Raw genomic sequence first — 18,593 nt, 5'->3', positions numbered from 1 at the left:
TGCCCACTTCGAACATACAGTCGAATCTGGAGCATAGTCAGTAGATGCACATATAAAATTTGAAGAATTACTGACAACTACCTTGACATTGAGCGCCTTTTAACATTTTTGGTTTTAAATTAAGGGCTAAATTATAAATGGTCAATCCCCAGCTAACACCTATAATATCTCCATCTTTGGTTATTGAGTAGAGATATTCGGCTGCCTTTGCGCTGATACTTTTTTTTATTTCTTCTCGTGTATCTAATGGTGTATATGCAATTTTTACATCTTCTAATCCATATTTCTCAATCAATAGTTGTTCCAAATTACTATTATCTTTTATGGGATCGATGATATTTATTTGTACGAATTTTTGATCTTTTGCATATTGTAGTAATCGCGAAACAGTGGGTCTAGATATATTAAGTTTTTCTGCAATTTTTTGTTGACTATAGTCTGATTCATAATATAGCTTAGCAATATTTATGCTAAGACGTTCTTTATTATCTTTCATATTACATCCTTAAAATATTTGTACATTCATTATTAATACAAAATATATAATAACAAAAAGCTATTGCACAGCAGAACGAACTACTTGCAATAGCTTTTTTATTATTTACGAATAAATCTCTTAACTGATACTTAAAAACTCTTGCGTTTTGCTGTACATAAATACATCATACAAAACAGTTTTTAAATTTTACATTACATTCTGCTCAGTTTTATGCCATGTTAATGAGCAATATCATCATACGAAACGGCACGTGTATGCTGTGTATGACTCCATTCATGGTCATTGCGATGTATAAAACCTAAGAAAACTATAGGAATCCAGCTGTAGATGAAAACTGGGTACAAGATGAGATAAAACCATGCTTTTAATTTGACGTGTATTTTAAGTAGAATAATGACTGGTAATATATATTGTCCTAATGTGATAACGGTAAGCAAGGATGATGGCAAAAACTGATATATATTGGTAAAAATAGTTACGCCTAAACCCATCTGGATATAACTCATAATGACGAAAAAGGTCGACATCATTAAAATATGCGGTTGTATCAAGTGCATACAACCATCTAGTATACGGATATCATGTCTTTTAATACCCGCCTTGATCATTTTGGGTATAAAGCGATGGGCTACGTCAAACTGTCCCTGTGCCCAGCGTTTCCGCTGCCGCCAGGATTGCATAAAAGTAAGCGGTTTTTCATCATAGACTATAGCATCATGCGCCCATGTAGTTTTTATTCCTTCAGTGAGCGCTTTCATTGTGAATTCCATGTCCTCAGTCAGGCAGGTAGCACCCCAGCCGTATTTATGCAATACGCCTGTGGTGATACACATACCCGTGCCACCGAGAACAGAAGATAATCCTATATTCGTCTTAGCCAAATGCCATATATGGTCAATTACCCAGAAAGCGATGGCAAATGTACCAGACACCCATGTATCATAAGGGTTTTTAGCATCTAAGTAACCCTGTACAAGTTTGTCTCCCTTGCACAGGCGATTATTCATTTCCAATAAGAATCGTTTGTCTACAAGATTATCCGCATCAAAAATTGCTACGGCATCATATTGGCGCTGCATTTTGAAAAGCCTGGCAAACATCCATTCCATAGCAAAGCCTTTGCCGCGTTTTTCTTTATCGGTTCGTTCATGTACGATAGCACCATGATCTTTTGCAATCTGTGCCGTATTGTCGCTGCAATTATCAGCTATAACAAAAATATCATACAAATCTTTAGGATAATCAAGCTGCCTCAGATTATCTATCAATTGGCTGATAACAGCTTTTTCATTATGCGCGGCAACAATTACCGCAAATGATTTTTGAGGCGTAAGGATTTTTTTCTCCTTACGTCTCCATAAGCCACAGATACCAATACAAAAGTAATATACAGTAAATAAAAATATTAACCCTTGAATCGGCAGCATAATATAATCAAGAGCGTATGTCATTAGCATTAGTTCCCCTTTGGCTGTATATCTTTAGGCATACTGCACCTCCACAAACAAACTATAAAGTGCATTACGCGATTTTATTGCAAATAGTATTTAATATACCAAAAACAGCGTAGGTAGAAAAAATAGCAAACAAAACCGCAAATGGGAATACAGCGCGGCAGAGGAATATAATAGCCAACGCAAATAGCAGGGAAATAATCAATGCGATTATATTTATTTTTTCACCGGTTCCCTTGAAATCGGGATAATGAATGCTGCTTATCATCAATAATCCTGTAATAATAACAATTATAGGTATTGCGTAACCAATTGCTATTGGTGGGATAAATGGCAGGTTAGCTATAAGCATAGCAGCTGTCGCTATCATACAACCACCGGCAGGAATAGGCAGTCCCATAAAATGACCATGTACGATGCTGGCATTTACATTGAAACGAGCCAAACGCCACATTCCACAAACAGCATAAATAACACCTGCTACGATGCTAAAATACATAAAATACTTCAGTCTATCAGGAGGTGTTCCTGCTTTCATTGCAGCCATGCTAATAATCGATAAAGTAAACAATACCGATATTATTCCAGGTGCAACGCCAAAAGAAACGACATCGCAAAGAGAATCCATTTCTTTGCCCCGTTCGTTGACTGTACCAAAACGGCGGGCTAAACGTCCATCCAAACCATCTGCAATTAATGCTAACAATATACAGATAGGTGCATCAATCAAAGGCCCGAATTTGACGCCTCCCATAAGCATTACAAATATGGCCAGTATACCGAATACTAGATTCATCGAAGTACAAAGATTCGGTATCCATGCTTTACTCATTATTTTTTTATCCTCCCAATAATTGTTTCTCCGCCTACAACTTTGTCGCCTTTTTTTACTACGACATTGACGTTGTCAGGCATAACGACCTCAGTACATGAACCAAATTTAATGAGGCCGTAGAGCTCTCCCTTCGTCAACGTATCATTAAGCGTTACCCAAGATACGATGCGGCGGGCCAGAATTCCGGCTATCTGCGTAACTGTGACGCGCATTTTGCCATTATCTATACCAATCATATGACGTTCGTTTTCAAAACCGACGCTGTTTTTATAAGCTGGATGAAAACGACCGCAGGTATACTGTTGTAATTTTATTTTGCCCTTCATCGGACTACGATTAACATGTACGTTAAAGACAGACAAAAAAATGGTTACTTTAGTTCCTGGTCCTTTGACAAAATCATCATGGTCGACCTTCACTACCTTCATAACTTTGCCATCAGCAGGTGAAACGATGACGGAATTATCATCTGGTATGTTTCTCTTCGGGTTTCTAAAGAAAAACGTAAAAAATCCTGCCAAGACACCTGGTGCAACAGCTGCATATGGACTTATTAAAGCACCTGCGCCAACAGTCAGAGCCGTGGCAAAACCAATGAACTTGTATCCTTCTTTAACAATATTCATTTTTATTACCTCTTCTATTTTTAAAAGCTGAATAATCAAATTAAATATGCACTTGACATGCGCTTATAACATACTAATTATAGTATAATTAAAATTTTTTGTCTACTGATTCGCCTTTTTTTTCCACACCCGCACAGCATTTACAAATTTTGGTAAAGCCATTAACCTGCCCGCTCTTTTTGGTTGCATCATTCCACGAAATAACCATTCAAGTTTTGCCTTTTGCATCCATAAAGGAGCTCGTTTCATTACTCCTGCCATAACATCAAGGGTACCACCGACACCGATAGACAGTGCACAATCAAGTTCTGGTAAATGCTTGTATAACCATTTTTCCTGTTTTGGTACGCCAAGTGCGACAAGTAAAAGATCGGGTTTAGCAGCATTTATTTCTGCTACGATGGCTTTATCATCAGCAGCCGTAAAAAAACCATTTCGCACACCAACAATTTCAATACCGGGATAGTCTTGTTGCGCTTTGAGTTTTGCTTTTTCAGCTACTCCTGGTGCCGAACCGAAAAAGAATACGCGCCAACCTTTGCTCGGTGCTAGCTGCAAAAGGTTTTGCACTAGGTCAAAACCGGCGACTCTTTCAGGCATATGGACGCCCAAATAATTGGATGCCCAGACTGTTCCGGCACCATCTGGAATTACTAGATTGACTTTATTTAATATTTCCTTTAATTCCTGATCTTTCGTAGCCCGCATGATCATTTCAGCATTAGCGGTCGCAATCATATAATTATGTTTTGCTTCAATAAATTGTACCGCTGTTTCCACAGCCTGCTGCATAGTTATTGAAGTTACTTTTGTTCCTAATATATTAACCGTTGTAAACAATTGCTGATTCCCCTCTTTAGCATCAATTCCTACTTTGAAGTAATCTTAAGTAGCTATTATACTGCATCCTTCTGATAAAAACCAATGTATAAACTAATAAGACATTTTATCATATTCTTGAACCTATGCAAAACTATTTATTTAAAATCATTCTGGAAAGAGCAGTGAAGATAGCGGGAAACTTTACAAATACAAGATTTTCTGATATTGTTTGAGAGATATAATAATTTTTTTATTTAATGATGACTATGACAGGAGAATTATATGAAGTTTATAGATAGAACGAAAGTAACCGTTAAAGCCGGTGACGGTGGTAATGGCAAATCTGCTTTTCGGCGAGAAAAATTTGTGCCTAAAGGTGGACCTAGTGGCGGAGACGGTGGAAAAGGCGCTGATATAGTATTTGTTGTTGACGGCAATATAAATACGCTGCTGGATTTCCGTTATAACAGAAAATTTGTAGGGAAAAATGGTGGCAATGGTGATATTAAGAATCAGTTTGGGAGAAATGCCGCTGATTTATTAATAAAGGTTCCTGCTGGTACAATTATTAAGGATGAAGATACTGATGAAGTGCTGGCCGATCTGACAGAAGAAGGCGAAACTGCTGTTATTTGCCGAGGCGGACGGGGTGGACGAGGTAATGCCCGTTTTGCCAACAGTGCCAATCGCGCCCCTACCTTTGCGGAACTCGGTGAACCAGGTGAAAGTAAGAAACTGGTTTTAGAATTGAAAGTACTGGCAGATGTGGGACTCATCGGTTATCCAAGTGTCGGCAAATCAAGTCTTATAGCTGCCGTATCAGCAGCGCGTCCTGATATAGCTGAATATCATTTTACAACGCTGGCGCCTATTTTAGGAGTGGTCAGTGTGGGACCAGAACAAAGCTTTGTGATGGCAGATATTCCAGGCCTTATCGAAGGAGCTGCTGAAGGCGTCGGTCTCGGCCATGATTTTTTGCGCCATATTGAACGGACTAAAATCTTGGTCCATGTTATTGATGCGTCAGGTATAGAGGGAAGAGATCCTGTAGACGATTTTTATAAGATTAATAAGGAATTAGCCTTGTATGCCGATAAATTGACAAAAAGTCCGCAGGTAATTGCCGCTAACAAGATTGATCTGCCTGAAGCCGCGGAGAATTTGCCAAGGCTCGAAGCCCTTGCCAAAAAGGAAGGAATTCCTTTATTTAAAATATCAGCTGCCACTAAAGCAGGCGTCACTGATTTGATAAAGCATGTATATACTATGCTGATCAATTATACCGAACAGCCTAAAGCTGAGGAAAAAACTAAAGTATATGATGCTGCAAAAGATAATGAGGATGAAATAAAAATATCTCGTGATATGACAGGTGATTTTGTCGTTTCGGGGAAATCATTGGATAAGCTTGTCGCTATGACTAATTTTGCAAATGATGAAGCATTGCGCCGCTTTCAATACATTTGGCGTCTCAAGCAGATTGATGGTAAGCTTAAGGCCAAAGGTATTAAAGAAGGGGACACCGTCCATATTGGTGCAATGGAATTTGAATTTAGGGAATAAATATTTGGAGGATGCAATTTGATTCGCAATACATTAACAGGTAAACAAAAACGCTTTTTACGCTCTATGGGGACAACTCTCGAGCCCGTTGTCCAAATAGGTAAAGAAGCAGTTACACCACAATTAGTTAAAAGCGCTAATGACGTAATAACGAAAAGGGAACTCATCAAGGTTCGTGTCTTACAAAATTGTCTGCAAACACCAGAAAGTGCCATATCGCTTCTGGCAGAAAGAACAGACTGTGATTTAGTCCAACTGATAGGGCGCAATGGACTTTTATTTCGTAGAAATTTTAAAAAGCCTAAGATAAAATTACCTAATTAAGGTATATGAAGGTAGCTTTGATGAAAGACAGAAATGAAATCAAAAAGGCGCAGCGGATTGTTGTTAAAGTTGGCACAAGTACTTTGAACCACACTGCTGGACGCTTAAATATACACCGCATCGAATGTCTGGTCAGGCAGATAGCCGATCTTGCCAATCAAGATAAGGATATTCTGCTTGTAACATCAGGCGCCGTAGGGGCAGGCCTGAGCCGTATGAAAATAAAAAAAAGGCCAGATAATATACCGGATAAGCAGGCTTTGGCCGCTATAGGGCAAGGTATATTGATGCATATTTACGAGAAATTATTTGGTGAATATGGGCAGACTGTAGCACAGGTGCTTTTAACGAAAGAGAATTCAGTCAGATATTCACAGTACATAAATTCCCGTAATGCTCTTTTGGCCTTGCTGCAAATGCATGTTATTCCGATAATAAATGAAAACGATGTCGTTGCTATCGATCAGCTGAAAATCGGTGATAATGACACTTTGTCAGCCACTGTTGCCAGCATAGTTGATGCTGATGCTTTGGTGCTTTTAACTGATATAGATGGCCTTTATACGGCAAATCCACAAAAAGTCCCGGATGCGCAGCTAATAGATAAAATTTCAGAAATAACACCGGAAATAGAAGATATTGCCGGTAGTGCCGGTACTACTCTTGGTACCGGCGGCATGTTTACAAAAATTCAAGCTGCCAAAATTGCGGTTAATTCTGGTGTCACGATGGTCATTGCCAATGGCAGCCGGGAAAATGTACTGCCAGATATTTTTGCAGGAAAAAGTGTAGGGACGATTTTTCCTGCACGTGAAGCTCATTTGAAACAAAGAAAGCGCTGGATTGCGTTTGGCAAGAGAATAGCCGGCAGTATAGTTGTTGACCATGGGTGTGAAGATGCGCTTATAAAACACGGTTCAAGTATATTAGCCGCAGGCATAACAACTTTTGAAGGTGATTTCCCTGCAGGAAGCACTGTTCGGGTTTTATCTACAGATTCCCAGGAAATAGCCCGTGGCATTATAAATTATGATACTGAATCCCTAAAAAAAATAATAGGACATAATACAAGGGATTTTGCTTCGCTTTTGGCTGGTAAAGTATATGATGAAGTAATACATCGTGATAACATGGTACTTATGGTTTGATATCGCTGTCGGCCAATGCGCTGCTATAGTTTTTAAGGAGGAAGCCCTTTATGGAAAAAACACTATCTTTGAACGATCAGGCAAAAGCGGCCCGTCTTGCTGCAAATGAGCTGATTGGATTATCAACTCTTGAAAAAAATAAGGCATTGCAGGAAATGGCAGATGCTTTGGAGCATAGGCAAAAACTTATTTTGTCGGAAAATAAAATTGATTTAGCTAATGGACGCAATAAAAATCTCAGTTCTGCCATGCTTGACCGTTTAATGCTTAACGAAGAACGCATTCATCAGATCACGAATGGACTTCGGCAGATAGCTGCCCTGCCTGATCCCATTGGCAGTGGACTCATGGAAATGAAGAGACCAAACGGGCTTGATATAAGGGCAGTGCGTGTACCACTTGGTGTTATCGGCATAATTTATGAAGCACGGCCCAATGTTACTGCTGATGTTGCTGGGTTATGCATAAAATCCGGAAATGCTGTCCTTCTACGGGGTGGTTCGGAAGCTATAAACACAAATAAAATCATCAGTTCTATTTTAGCTACAGCAGCCAGTAGTGCAGGGATGCCTGAAGGGGCAATCCAGTTTATTGAATCGACGGACCGCGGTGCTATAACAGAATTACTGCATCTGCGTAAATATATTGATGTTATTATTCCGCGCGGAGGCAGTAGTTTAATAAAATATGTAGTTGAAAACAGCACTGTTCCTGTTATAGAAACTGGTGCGGGTATCTGTCATGCGTTTGTTGATAAAAGCGCCGATAAAGAAATGGCCGCTGATATAATAGTAAACGCGAAAACATCCAGGCCTGCTGTCTGCAATACAATAGAAACACTTTTAGTCCATCAGGATATCGCTAAAGATTTTATTCCGTTTATTGTGGCTAAACTTGCCGCATGTAATGTGGAGCTGCGTGGCTGTGAACGCACACGAGCCATTTATCCTGATATGGCAGAAGCTACTGAAGATGATTGGTCTACAGAATACCATGATCTCATCCTTTCTATAAAGGTCGTTGATGATATAAATGCTGCTATTAAGCATATCAACACATATGGAACTAAACATTCAGAAGTAATTATAACCAATGAATATACCAGTGCGCAGCTTTTTCAGCAGAAGATAGATGCGTCCGCTGTATACGTCAATGCTTCTACACGCTTTACAGATGGTTTTGAATTTGGGTTTGGTGCGGAAATAGGTATTAGTACACAGAAACTGCATGCCAGAGGGCCAATGGGTTTAAATGCGTTAACGACTATGAAATACTTGATTAATGGGAACGGACAAGTACGCTGATGTGCCGGTTTACAGGATATTTAAGAACATTAAGACAATATTTGAATACCGAAAAAGGCAGCCATGATTTTTGGGATTATTCGCGGGCATTAGTTATCATGATAATAGTCATGCTGCTTATGTATTTTTTAGTAAAATATTTATTGGGAGAATTTTAATGAAAAAGATTGGCATAATGGGCGGAACGTTTGATCCGATCCATTACGGTCATCTAATGACGGCCGAAGCTGTACGCGATGAATATAAAATGGAACAAGTCATTTTTATACCGGCGGCAAATCCACCACATAAAGCAGGGCTGACTATTACCCCGGCCATACATCGCTTTAATATGACATTGCTGGCAACATGCTCTAATCCCTATTTTAAAGTATCCGATATCGAAATGCGCCGCAAAGGCCCATCATATACGATCGATACAGTATATGAACTTATCAAGGCTTATGAAAACGACACTGAATTTTATTTCATAACAGGAGCCGATGCAGTCCAGGAATTGCCTACATGGGATAGGATAGAAGAACTTTTAAATATCTGCCAGTTTATTGCCGCAACACGTCAGGGCTGTATTCCTGATGTTGATGCGATAAAAAAACACTTTGGCACATTGGGTGAAAAACGCATACACCGTTTAGCTACGCCTGAGCTTGAAATATCCTCGACAGATATAAGAAACCGCCTAAAAAAGGGTTATTCTATAAAATACATATTGCCAGAAGCTGTTGAGCAATATATACGCAAGGAACATCTGTACCTTACTTAAAAAATGTTTTTAAAATGTGTGGTGGAATACGTTTTGGTCATCTGACAGCTTGGCAGTCGACAAGGTTAAATATATTGTTTTTTATACGATGACGAGTTACGGTTTGTTAAGTCCCGCATAAAATAATTTTTGAGAAAATGCCGCGTCACTTAAAGCAATAACGTATTTATTAAGCTGCATCCTACTATACATTTGTCAAAAAATCTTATATACGCTATAATGTAAAGCAAAGTACTTTGACGAAGGGAGAAGATGCTATGATCGGCGATATTTTCCGACAGGAAAGGGAAAAAAAGCAGATTACTTTAAAGGATGTTGAGAGCGAAACAAATATACGTACTTTGTACTTGGAGGCGATAGAAAAGGGCGATTACGACGTAATCCACGGTGAAGTATATCTAAAAGGCTTTATTAAAACATATGCAAAATTTTTAGGCCTTGATTATAAGGATATCTTAAACAAATATTATGAAGAAAAAGGGATTGCTAATCCCACGACCGAAACTTCTTCTGAAAAGCAGCAACCAACCTCTGAGAATACTGCATCTGATTTAGCAACTGACCTTCCTTCTGAACGAAATAAAAAAGAAGATAATAGTTTCCATCAGCGTGTAGAAGATAATCGGGGAAAAAGAAATTTGGTGAATATTGTATTTGCTGTAATAATCGCCGTGATCGTTATAGGCTGTATAGCCTACTTTATCGTTCCCCTCGTTACATCACCAGCAGCGCCAGCTAAAAATGTCTCCCAGACGCAGGCACCTGCACCGACTGAACAACAAGCAACACCAGCCGCTGCACCACAACCTGTACCAGACGGAGTCCATGTTGAAGCTACATTCAATGACAAGTGCTGGGTAGAAGTTAAAGTTGATGGAAAGACTGCACTTGAACAGACTGTTGATAAGGGTGCTAATTTTAAATGGGATGGACAGCAGGAAGTACAGCTGGTTCTTGGTAATGCCGGTGCTGCTAAAGTTGTTTTAAATGGTAAAGATTTAGGTAGTTTAGGTACTAATGGGGCAGTTGTTACGAAAAAATTTACCAAAGATAAAGTAGAAGATGTAAAAAAATAAAGCAGGTGCTTAAATGAAATGTCCATTTTGCGGCACAGTTGACAGCCGCGTCATTGATTCGCGGTCTGCTGATGACGGAAATTCAACAAGACGCCGCAGAGAATGCTCCGCCTGTGGCAAACGCTTTACGACTTATGAGACAGTAGAGAATATACCCCTTATAGTCATAAAAAATGATGGGCGCCGTGCCGTTTTTGATCGGAACAAGCTTTTAAACGGTATCATTCGCTCTTGTTATAAACGGGATATTCCTACTGAAAAGATAATTCATTTTGCTGATAATATCGAAAAAGATTTACACAATATGATGGTATCAGAAATTTCCAGTAAAAAAATTGGTGAGCTTATTATGGAACGGCTCAAACATTTTGACGAGGTTGCTTATATACGTTTTGCTTCTGTTTACCGTAAGTTTACAGATATTGATAATTTTGCCCAGGAACTTGCAGAATTACGTTCGACAAAAAAAAAGAGAAAATAAAAAAAACTGTTGCCAAAGCTGTTTTCGGTTGCCATAATAAAATATTATGCTGCCTTTAACGCAGTTTTGACAATAGTTTTTTTTATCTGGTCGTTTAATTTAAACAATATTAATGCTAATTTCTTGGAGGTAGAAATTTTGTCATGGAAAATTAAAAATTATTTACGGGAAATTTTGGACGATGAAGAAGGATATAGTCTATATCCGGCAGGCATCCGCACCCGTTTTGCCCTCTGTTATCCCAATCAATATAGTGTTGGCATGTCCAATCTGGGGATGCATATAATCTACCATCAAATAAATGCACGTGAGGATAGTGCTGCCGAACGCTTTTTCCTTCCTGACAAATATTTGCAAAAACAATATGAACATAGCAATACTCCGCTCTTGAGTCTTGAATCGCAAAACCCTCTTTATGAATTTGCCGTTATCGGTTTTGCAATATCGTTTGAGCTGGATTATTTTAATATATTAGAGATGCTGTCCCTTGGTAAAGTAAAGCTGCTAGCCGCAGATCGCGAGGAAAATGATCCATTGGTGATTGCCGGCGGCCCTTGTGCTACTTTTAACCCAGAACCACTTCATCTTTTCATTGATGCGTTTATTATCGGTGAAGGAGAAGAAACAATAAACAATTTTCTGGATGTCTATCTTACTGCACGCAAAAAGGGACTTTCCCGGCGGGAAGCGCTTTTTTGCCTTGCTAGTGTTCCGGGAGTTTATGTACCCGCGTTTTATACGCACCAATATGATACTGCGGGAAAGCTTTTACATATCGAAGCAGCTGAAAATGTACCACATAAAGTAGCGCGTCAATGGGTTAAAAATATAGATGCTTATCCAGGCCATACAGTGATTAAAAGCAAACATACAGAGTTTAATTTTTATTTAATTGAAACGGCGCGTGGTTGTGGCCGGCATTGTCGTTTTTGTATGGCCGGTTATTGTTTTCGCGTGCCGCGCAATAGAAGTGTTGCGGCGATTAAAGCAATGATAGAAAATGTTCCTGCGCAAAAAAAAATAGGCCTTATGGGCGCAGCAGTATCTGACCATCCACAAATTGATGAAATATGTCGCTTTATCAATGAAAAAAAACATCCTATGTCGGTAGCTTCGTTTCGCGCTGACTCCGTTACGCAATTGCTTGTCGATTCTTTGGCTGCAAGCGGGCAGAAAACACTTACCCTTGCTCCAGAGGCAGGCAGTATAAAGCTGCGCCATATTATAAATAAGGGTATCGAGGATGAACACTTATATAAGTCTATAGATATGGGTATAAAAGCAGGGATACATAATTTCCGGCTTTATATAATGGTTGGGCTCCCTGAAGAAGATGACGAAGATATAGATGCGATAATAAAAATGGCAATTGATTTGAGAAACTATATGGATAAAAACAAAGCCCATGGTAAATTGACATTAAGTATAAATCCATTTGTACCCAAGCCATTTACACCATTCCAATGGATGCCTATGGCAGATATGAAAAGAATATCTTCAGTATTAAAATATATAAGGACATCTTTGAAAAAAATAAAATATGTTGAAGTCCTTACTGAGTCGCCAAAAGAATCATACTTACAGGGAATATTGGCGCGTGGTGACAGAAAACTTGCCCAGATACTTTATGAAGCACATACATTAGGTGGTAGTAAGAGTTTTCGGCGAGTGATGAAGGCACATAATCTTGATGATTCATTTTACCTGTACAGGCAAAGAGATATTGCTGAACTTTTACCATGGGATACACTCGACATGGGTGTCAATAACAGTTATTTTGTACATGAACTGGAAATGGCAAAAGAACAAAAGCGCACTGTAAGGTGTTTTAAAGGCTGTAAACGCTGTGGTGTTTGTTGAAAGGAAAATTATAATGAAATTAGAACCTGCAGTTTATACCTTGTCCGTTTTTAATAAATTTAAAGACAGAGTTGTTCATGGCATATCACAACGAAGTGGTGGAAGTAGCAATGGTTGCTATAGTTCCTTAAATCTGGGGTTGCATGTCGGTGATAACGCGGATGCTGTTGTCGAAAACAGAAAGCGTTTCAGTAAACAAATGGGGACTGACCTGTCTCGTGTGGTTTGTTGTGAACAGGTACATGGCACCAATATACATGTTGTTACTAAAAAAGATATGGGCAGCGGTGCTTTTACGCTTGATGATATTATAAAGGATACCGACGGTCTGGTTACAAATGAAAAAAATATTCCTCTTATGCTTTTTTTTGCAGATTGTGCGCCTTTGCTTATTTATGATCCCCAGCATAATGCCATCGGTCTTGCCCATGCCGGCTGGCGCGGTACTGTCGGCAACATAGCGGCAAATACATTACAGGTTATGCATGACACTTACGGTACAGAACCGTCTGACTGTATTGCAGCCATTGGCCCCTGTATCGGACAATGCTGTTATGAGATAGGTGATAATGTAGCCGAAAAATTTATTAGTCTTTTTTCATCACTTTCTGTACCATCTTCCGTTCTTTCGCAGATATTATTACGGCGTGCAGATAAATATCATCTTTCACTTTATGAAGCAAATAAAGAATTGTTGCTGTTGCAAGGTGTCAAGATGGAAAATATAGCAGCTGAACACTGTTGCACTAGTTGTAACGTCGAAAAATTTTATTCGTATCGGGCAGAAAATGGGAAAACAGGTAGACATGCGGCGCTTATCTATTTAAAATGATTAAGACTTTTATCGCCTGATATATAAAAATTTTAATCGTTGCAGGAAATTCTTGCTTTTAAGCGGAATTTATTTTAGTTAGCATGTTATATAATATGTGCGCCGATCATCAGTAAAGATAAATAAAAAAACCTTTTTCATATGGTATATTATATAAATACCTTTACTGGACGATTATGGACAAATATATATCTTTAGAGGAGATATAATAATGATCAAGGAAAATTTATTAGCAGTAGAAAAATGTATTGATGAATCCAGCAAGAAACGGCAGCAAGATATGATTGAAAAGGTAAAGCTTGTTGCTGTTACTAAAAACCATACCGTTGAAGAAATGCGCGAAGCAATTGCTGCCGGAGCTGCCTTCATAGGTGAAAATCGTGTTCAGGAAGCACTAGAAAAATACCCACAAATCGGTAATACCGTGGAATGGCATCTCATCGGTCATTTGCAGACCAACAAAGTAAAACAAGCTGTAAAGATATTTGATTTGATTGAATCTGTAGATAGTATAAAACTCGCAGAAACAATAAATAAAGAAGCTATCAAAATAAATAAATTGCAAAATATTCTTGTACAAGTAAATTTGGTTAAAGAACAAAGTAAGTATGGTGTATATATAGAAGATCTGCCAGCATTGTTGTCGGATATAGACGGTCTTCCCAATCTGAAATTATGTGGGCTCATGTTTATTGCTCCTAACCTCGAAAATCTTGAAGAAGTCCGTCCTATGTTTAAATCAATGTATAAATTATTTAGAAAGATTCAGAAGACGGCATATCAAACTGCTGATGTAAAATATCTTTCTATGGGAATGACACATGATTATAAGATCGCTGTTGAAGAAGGCGCCAATATTGTACGTGTTGGTACTGCCATATTTGGACCGCGCCAATATTAAGGAGGAGCGATTATGACTTTTTTTGATAAGCTTGGCAGTAAAATGGGACTGGCTGATGATAATGATAAAAATAATGCGGATGCCAAGCGGCAGATGGACCACGAACTCGATGAGACTGATATTTATGCGAGTATGTCAGCGCAGGATAATGTGGTCGATTTTCAATCAGCAGCTGCCAACTCTTCCGGAAGCGGCGTATCTAAGCAAATGAAGGTTATCATCATTGAACCGACTTCCTTTGATGATGCACAGCAGATTTCAGACTATATAAAAACCCGTAAACCGGTAGTTTTAAATTTTGAAAATACTGAGGACAACACAGCCAGAAGAATAATAGATTTTATAAGTGGTGCTACTTATGCGCTTGCTGGCGACATAAAAAAGATTGGACAGCATATTTTCTTGTGTGCACCGAGTAATGTAAATGTAACTTTTTCTGATACAGTAGCACAAAAAACGGCACCTTCCCATGAAGATAAATTACCTTGGGAATGAACTGGTTGAATAATATATTTGGGAGTGATTATTGATGAAAATAGGATTTATCGGCGGTGGTGCCATGGCTGAAGCCATAGTTTGCGGTATTTCTTCACAGCCTTGGATTAAACCACAAGATATATACATTTCTGACCATAAAGAAAAACGTTGTAATTATCTACATGACAAGTACAACGTAAATGCATCAGTAGGTGCACAATCTTTTATAAAAAGTGTCGACGTTGTAATTTTGGCAATAAAGCCGCAGTCAGCTGCTAAAGCCATTGATGAAATAAAGGGGCTTGTAAAAAGTGATGCCATAGTTATCTCTATTATTGCCGGTATGCTTCTTACTGCACTGGAAAAGGCTTTTCCTGTTAATCCCGTCATTCGTGTCATGCCTAATACGCCTATGGCTGTCGGTGCCGGTATGTCGGCAATAGCTCTCGGCAAAAAGGCCGAAGAAGTCCATGGCAGTATTGCCGAAAAGATATTTTCTTCAGCAGGGCGGGTTATATTTGTCGAAGAAAAACTTATGGATGCTGTTTCTGGTCTTTCGGGCAGTGGTCCTGCCTTCATTTTTGTACTGATTGATGCAATGTCTGATGCTGGTGTAAAGGCAGGGTTGAAACGAAATGCTGCAATACAGCTTGCCGCACAGACAGTTTTAGGTTCTGCAAAAATGGTGCTTGAAACGGGGATGCATCCTGCACAATTACGTGACCAAGTAACTTCTCCCGGCGGGACTACTATTGAAGGTGTCCATGTCATGGAACAACGTGGTGTCCGCGGGGCGATGATAGATGCTGTGACTGCAGCCGTAGAAAAATCTAGGGCAATGGGGAAAAAATAATATGGCTGAACGTGAAAAAATAATCCGTTTTTATAAAGGCACGGAAGGAGAAGATATTGCTGTTCTTTTAGTTGACAATATAGAAGTTGTTAATAAAACAAGGAAATTTCGTTCCAGCGATTTTTTAGATCCTTATGGACAGGAAATAGCTGAAACGATTGCTGCCAACTATGATGGCATTAATGTTGAATTCAACGGTGGTTACAATGGAGCCGAACGGCAATGTGCGGCATTTATCCATGATGATTTCATGGGTAAGGTGAATTTCGGCTTAGAAGTAATTGATGCAGCATGGAATGAAAAATTTTGTCATTTATTACATCGTGATGTGTTAGGTGCTTTGATGGGGTTGGGTATAGATAGGCGCAATATAGGCGATTTAATTATAAGCACTGGGCACGCGAAAATAATCTGTTTAAGTAAAATAGCAGAATTTCTCGTAACTAACTTAACTACTATAGGCTCTACTTCGGTTTCCTGCACACATAGTGATTTTTCGACTATACCGGAAAGAGAAGAACGCTGTAAAGAAATATCGGCAACTGTTGCTTCGTTGCGTATTGACTCTATCGCGGCGGCCGGCTATGGATCGTCGCGTAGTAAAATGACAACAGATATTGAAGCAGATAAACTTAAACTCAACTGGCAGCCTGTCAAAAACCCGTCGCAAACGGTCAAGGAAGGCGACGTCATTTCTATGCGTGGACGAGGAAGGATTGAAGTATTTCAGATACGGGGAAAAACAAAAAAAGGACGTACTGGCATCCTGCTAAAACGATATATATAAAACTTGGAGATACGATATTATGTTCATCGCGTGTATTATAGCTGTAATTATTGTTGATCAGGTAATCAAATATTATATTCGGTCAACAATGCTGCCGGGGATGTCTTTTCCCGTTATTCCTAACATATTTAGTATTACCTATATCCAAAATGCGGGTGCCGCTTTCGGTATATTAGAAGACCAGCGTTTGTTCTTCATAATAGCAACAATTCTCGTATTGGTATGTGGAATATATTTTTATCCTGTGATTAGAAGACAAGCTTTGCTGTTACGTCTTGGTACAGCTTTATTGCTTGGTGGTGCTGCCGGCAATCTGATTGATCGGATAAGGTTTGGCATCGTCATTGATTATTGTGATTTCCATATATGGCCAATTTTCAACATAGCCGATACGGCCATAGTCTTCGGCGTTATTATCATTATTTATTATATTTATACAAGAGGACTTCCTGAATAATGACTTCATATGAGTATATCGCGCAACAGGAGAATGATCGTTTAGACTCTTTTGTTACAGCCCAAAACACTACTTTCTCACGTTCCGCAGTCCAAAAACTTATTGCTGGTGGCAATGTCCTTGTGAATGGTAAAGAGGTCAAGGCAAATTACCGCTTGAAAATAAATGACCGTATTACGGTCACTGTTCCAGATCCCGTACCGCTTGACATAAAAGCAGAAGCAATTCCGCTTGACATTTTGTATGAGGATGAACAAATTATCGTCATCAATAAACAGCGGGGCATGATTGTCCATCCCGCCCCCGGAGTTTATAGAGGAACCCTTGTCAATGCCCTGCTGGCGCATTGTAAAGACCTTTCTGGCATAAACGGCATTATCCGACCCGGTATAGTGCACAGGCTCGATAAAGACACCTCTGGTGTGATGGTAGCTGCCAAAACTGATGAAGCCCATATCAAACTGGCCGAACAAATAAGTAGCAAAAAGGCACAGCGCTGTTATCTTGCTATTGTCAACGGTAATATAAGTGAAAATGCAGGACGTATAAGTGGTAATATAGGCCGCCATCCTGTTGACCGGAAAAAAATGGCAGTATTACTTGATAAAGGAAAACCGGCTACGACACTTTTTAAAGTACTTGAACGGTTCCGCCAATATACCTTTATAAAATGCAGACTTTTGACAGGCCGTACACATCAGATACGTGTACATATGGCTTATATAGGGTACCCGTTGCTTGGTGATCCCTGTTATTCAAAATGCAATAAACCATTGGATAAAAAAATTGCGGGGCAAGCTCTGCATTCCCATACGTTAAAGCTTTATCATCCTTCTACAGGGCAGGAAATGCTCTTTACGGCACCACTGCCTGATGATATGCTTAATATCCTCAATATTTTAAAAAATAAAAAGGGAAGTGAAAATAATGGCTGATTTTATCGATAAAACTGTTCTCATGGACGAAAAGGGAATTCATCGTGCTTTGACACGTATCGCCCATGAAATAATCGAAAAAAATAAAGGCGTCCAGGATATTGTTCTCATTGGTATTCGTACACGGGGAGTTCCTCTCGCGGAAAGACTCTCTGCTGAAATTAAGAACATCGAAGACGTCTCTGTTCCTGTAGGCGTGCTTGATATAACGTTATACCGTGATGATTTATCCACACTTGCTTATCAACCGGTGATACGGGAAACAAAATTTCCTTGTGATATCACAGGAAAAACACTTGTGCTGGTAGATGATGTCCTTTATACAGGACGCACTATTCGCGCAGCCCTCAATGCGCTCACTGACCTCGGTAGGCCGCATGTTATCCAACTGGCGGTGCTTATTGACCGCGGGCATAGAGAACTGCCTATACGTGCTGATTACGTTGGCAAGAATGTACCTACAGCGGCGAGGGAAATTATTAACGTGCAGCTCAATGCTATTGATAAAAAAGAACAGGTAGTTATCAAAGAACCTGTGTAATAGGGATTGACTATAAAGCCTAGCATTGCACTATATGTAACCATGATGGAATATG

21 protein-coding genes are annotated in these 18,593 nt (G+C 39.3%); 16 read left to right on the top strand and 5 right to left on the bottom strand.

Features of this window, described 5'->3' with window-relative positions; all coding sequences use genetic code 11:
- Window positions 1–67 precede the first annotated feature (67 nt).
- From EDC37_RS07555 to EDC37_RS07535, 5 genes are all read right to left on the bottom strand, one after another.
- Entirely contained in the window at window positions 68–496 is a 429-nt protein-coding gene (locus EDC37_RS07555; RefSeq protein ID WP_132549814.1) for a sugar-binding domain-containing protein, read from the bottom strand.
- A gap of 221 nt (window positions 497–717) precedes the next feature.
- Window positions 718–1,950: a glycosyltransferase family 2 protein gene (locus EDC37_RS07550; RefSeq protein ID WP_132549811.1), complete on the bottom strand. Its 1,233-nt coding sequence runs from the start codon at window positions 1,948–1,950 to the stop codon at window positions 718–720.
- Between the two features lie 70 nt (window positions 1,951–2,020).
- Window positions 2,021–2,713, bottom strand: coding sequence for a CDP-alcohol phosphatidyltransferase family protein (locus EDC37_RS07545; protein ID WP_414153143.1), 693 nt, complete (start codon window positions 2,711–2,713; stop codon window positions 2,021–2,023).
- Between the two features lie 71 nt (window positions 2,714–2,784).
- Entirely contained in the window at window positions 2,785–3,414 is a 630-nt protein-coding gene (locus EDC37_RS07540; protein WP_132549805.1) for a phosphatidylserine decarboxylase family protein, read from the bottom strand.
- Window positions 3,415–3,516: 102 nt separating this feature from the next.
- Complete coding sequence (locus EDC37_RS07535; RefSeq protein WP_231040138.1) at window positions 3,517–4,254, bottom strand: WecB/TagA/CpsF family glycosyltransferase; 738 nt, start codon at window positions 4,252–4,254, stop codon at window positions 3,517–3,519.
- A 264-nt stretch (window positions 4,255–4,518) separates the two neighbouring features.
- On the opposite strand from EDC37_RS07535, the gene obgE reads away from it, so the two are divergent.
- From obgE to pyrR, 16 genes are all read left to right on the top strand, one after another.
- Entirely contained in the window at window positions 4,519–5,799 is a 1,281-nt protein-coding gene (obgE, locus tag EDC37_RS07530; RefSeq protein ID WP_132549802.1) for a GTPase ObgE, read from the top strand.
- Between the two features lie 18 nt (window positions 5,800–5,817).
- A complete protein-coding gene (locus tag EDC37_RS07525) occupies window positions 5,818–6,123 on the top strand; it encodes a YhbY family RNA-binding protein (RefSeq protein WP_132549799.1) in 306 nt (101 codons plus the stop codon).
- Window positions 6,124–6,143: 20 nt separating this feature from the next.
- Window positions 6,144–7,271, top strand: coding sequence for a glutamate 5-kinase (gene proB / locus EDC37_RS07520; RefSeq protein WP_132549796.1), 1,128 nt, complete (start codon window positions 6,144–6,146; stop codon window positions 7,269–7,271).
- Between the two features lie 50 nt (window positions 7,272–7,321).
- On the top strand, window positions 7,322–8,575 hold the full coding sequence (locus tag EDC37_RS07515) for a glutamate-5-semialdehyde dehydrogenase (RefSeq protein ID WP_132549793.1): 1,254 nt from the start codon (window positions 7,322–7,324) through the stop codon (window positions 8,573–8,575).
- Between the two features lie 157 nt (window positions 8,576–8,732).
- Window positions 8,733–9,338 carry a nicotinate-nucleotide adenylyltransferase gene (gene nadD / locus EDC37_RS07510; protein WP_132549790.1) on the top strand — a complete coding sequence of 202 codons (606 nt, stop codon included), beginning with the start codon at window positions 8,733–8,735 and terminating at the stop codon, window positions 9,336–9,338.
- A gap of 257 nt (window positions 9,339–9,595) precedes the next feature.
- Window positions 9,596–10,414, top strand: a complete 819-nt coding sequence (locus EDC37_RS07505; RefSeq protein ID WP_132549787.1) for a helix-turn-helix domain-containing protein — start codon at window positions 9,596–9,598, stop codon at window positions 10,412–10,414.
- A gap of 13 nt (window positions 10,415–10,427) precedes the next feature.
- Window positions 10,428–10,895, top strand: a complete 468-nt coding sequence (nrdR, locus tag EDC37_RS07500; protein WP_132549784.1) for a transcriptional regulator NrdR — start codon at window positions 10,428–10,430, stop codon at window positions 10,893–10,895.
- A 138-nt stretch (window positions 10,896–11,033) separates the two neighbouring features.
- On the top strand, window positions 11,034–12,755 hold the full coding sequence (locus tag EDC37_RS07495) for a TIGR03960 family B12-binding radical SAM protein (RefSeq protein WP_132549782.1): 1,722 nt from the start codon (window positions 11,034–11,036) through the stop codon (window positions 12,753–12,755).
- A gap of 13 nt (window positions 12,756–12,768) precedes the next feature.
- Window positions 12,769–13,587 (top strand): peptidoglycan editing factor PgeF, encoded by an 819-nt coding sequence (gene pgeF / locus EDC37_RS07490; protein WP_132549779.1) that lies wholly within the window; start codon window positions 12,769–12,771, stop codon window positions 13,585–13,587.
- Between the two features lie 211 nt (window positions 13,588–13,798).
- Entirely contained in the window at window positions 13,799–14,488 is a 690-nt protein-coding gene (locus tag EDC37_RS07485) for a YggS family pyridoxal phosphate-dependent enzyme (protein WP_132549776.1), read from the top strand.
- A 12-nt stretch (window positions 14,489–14,500) separates the two neighbouring features.
- Entirely contained in the window at window positions 14,501–14,983 is a 483-nt protein-coding gene (locus EDC37_RS07480) for a cell division protein SepF (protein ID WP_132549773.1), read from the top strand.
- A 34-nt stretch (window positions 14,984–15,017) separates the two neighbouring features.
- Complete coding sequence (gene proC / locus EDC37_RS07475) at window positions 15,018–15,818, top strand: pyrroline-5-carboxylate reductase (RefSeq protein ID WP_132549770.1); 801 nt, start codon at window positions 15,018–15,020, stop codon at window positions 15,816–15,818.
- A gap of 1 nt (window position 15,819) precedes the next feature.
- Window positions 15,820–16,605 (top strand): YlmH family RNA-binding protein, encoded by a 786-nt coding sequence (locus EDC37_RS07470; protein WP_132549767.1) that lies wholly within the window; start codon window positions 15,820–15,822, stop codon window positions 16,603–16,605.
- Window positions 16,606–16,624: 19 nt separating this feature from the next.
- Window positions 16,625–17,062 (top strand): signal peptidase II, encoded by a 438-nt coding sequence (gene lspA, locus EDC37_RS07465; RefSeq protein ID WP_132549764.1) that lies wholly within the window; start codon window positions 16,625–16,627, stop codon window positions 17,060–17,062.
- Window positions 17,062–17,997 carry an RluA family pseudouridine synthase gene (locus EDC37_RS07460; RefSeq protein WP_132549761.1) on the top strand — a complete coding sequence of 312 codons (936 nt, stop codon included), beginning with the start codon at window positions 17,062–17,064 and terminating at the stop codon, window positions 17,995–17,997. Before lspA ends, EDC37_RS07460 begins: the two co-directional genes overlap by 1 nt.
- Entirely contained in the window at window positions 17,990–18,538 is a 549-nt protein-coding gene (gene pyrR / locus EDC37_RS07455; protein ID WP_132549758.1) for a bifunctional pyr operon transcriptional regulator/uracil phosphoribosyltransferase PyrR, read from the top strand. The genes EDC37_RS07460 and pyrR overlap by 8 nt, the downstream gene beginning before the upstream one ends.
- Window positions 18,539–18,593 lie beyond the last annotated feature (55 nt).

Source organism: Pectinatus cerevisiiphilus, assembly GCF_004341685.1.
GTDB classification, from domain to species: Bacteria; Bacillota; Negativicutes; order Selenomonadales; family Selenomonadaceae; genus Pectinatus; species Pectinatus cerevisiiphilus.
The sequence above is the reverse complement of the archived record's forward strand: the minus strand, read 5'-3'. Positions and strand labels throughout refer to the sequence as shown.

What these genes read in the sequence shown, in the direction of transcription:
- EDC37_RS07555 (WP_132549814.1), bottom strand. Translation starts at nt 496, where the DNA reads ATGAAAGATAATAAAGAACGTCTTAGCATAAATATTGCTAAGCTATAT.
- EDC37_RS07550 (WP_132549811.1), bottom strand. Translation starts at nt 1,950, where the DNA reads ATGACATACGCTCTTGATTATATTATGCTGCCGATTCAAGGGTTAATA.
- EDC37_RS07545 (WP_414153143.1), bottom strand. Translation starts at nt 2,713, where the DNA reads ATGCTTATGGGAGGCGTCAAATTCGGGCCTTTGATTGATGCACCTATC.
- EDC37_RS07540 (WP_132549805.1), bottom strand. Translation starts at nt 3,414, where the DNA reads ATGAATATTGTTAAAGAAGGATACAAGTTCATTGGTTTTGCCACGGCT.
- obgE (WP_132549802.1), top strand. Translation starts at nt 4,519, where the DNA reads ATGAAGTTTATAGATAGAACGAAAGTAACCGTTAAAGCCGGTGACGGT.
- proB (WP_132549796.1), top strand. Translation starts at nt 6,144, where the DNA reads ATGAAAGACAGAAATGAAATCAAAAAGGCGCAGCGGATTGTTGTTAAA.
- EDC37_RS07515 (WP_132549793.1), top strand. Translation starts at nt 7,322, where the DNA reads ATGGAAAAAACACTATCTTTGAACGATCAGGCAAAAGCGGCCCGTCTT.
- nadD (WP_132549790.1), top strand. Translation starts at nt 8,733, where the DNA reads ATGAAAAAGATTGGCATAATGGGCGGAACGTTTGATCCGATCCATTAC.
- EDC37_RS07505 (WP_132549787.1), top strand. Translation starts at nt 9,596, where the DNA reads ATGATCGGCGATATTTTCCGACAGGAAAGGGAAAAAAAGCAGATTACT.
- nrdR (WP_132549784.1), top strand. Translation starts at nt 10,428, where the DNA reads ATGAAATGTCCATTTTGCGGCACAGTTGACAGCCGCGTCATTGATTCG.
- pgeF (WP_132549779.1), top strand. Translation starts at nt 12,769, where the DNA reads ATGAAATTAGAACCTGCAGTTTATACCTTGTCCGTTTTTAATAAATTT.
- EDC37_RS07485 (WP_132549776.1), top strand. Translation starts at nt 13,799, where the DNA reads ATGATCAAGGAAAATTTATTAGCAGTAGAAAAATGTATTGATGAATCC.
- EDC37_RS07480 (WP_132549773.1), top strand. Translation starts at nt 14,501, where the DNA reads ATGACTTTTTTTGATAAGCTTGGCAGTAAAATGGGACTGGCTGATGAT.
- proC (WP_132549770.1), top strand. Translation starts at nt 15,018, where the DNA reads ATGAAAATAGGATTTATCGGCGGTGGTGCCATGGCTGAAGCCATAGTT.
- EDC37_RS07470 (WP_132549767.1), top strand. Translation starts at nt 15,820, where the DNA reads ATGGCTGAACGTGAAAAAATAATCCGTTTTTATAAAGGCACGGAAGGA.
- lspA (WP_132549764.1), top strand. Translation starts at nt 16,625, where the DNA reads ATGTTCATCGCGTGTATTATAGCTGTAATTATTGTTGATCAGGTAATC.
- EDC37_RS07460 (WP_132549761.1), top strand. Translation starts at nt 17,062, where the DNA reads ATGACTTCATATGAGTATATCGCGCAACAGGAGAATGATCGTTTAGAC.
- pyrR (WP_132549758.1), top strand. Translation starts at nt 17,990, where the DNA reads ATGGCTGATTTTATCGATAAAACTGTTCTCATGGACGAAAAGGGAATT.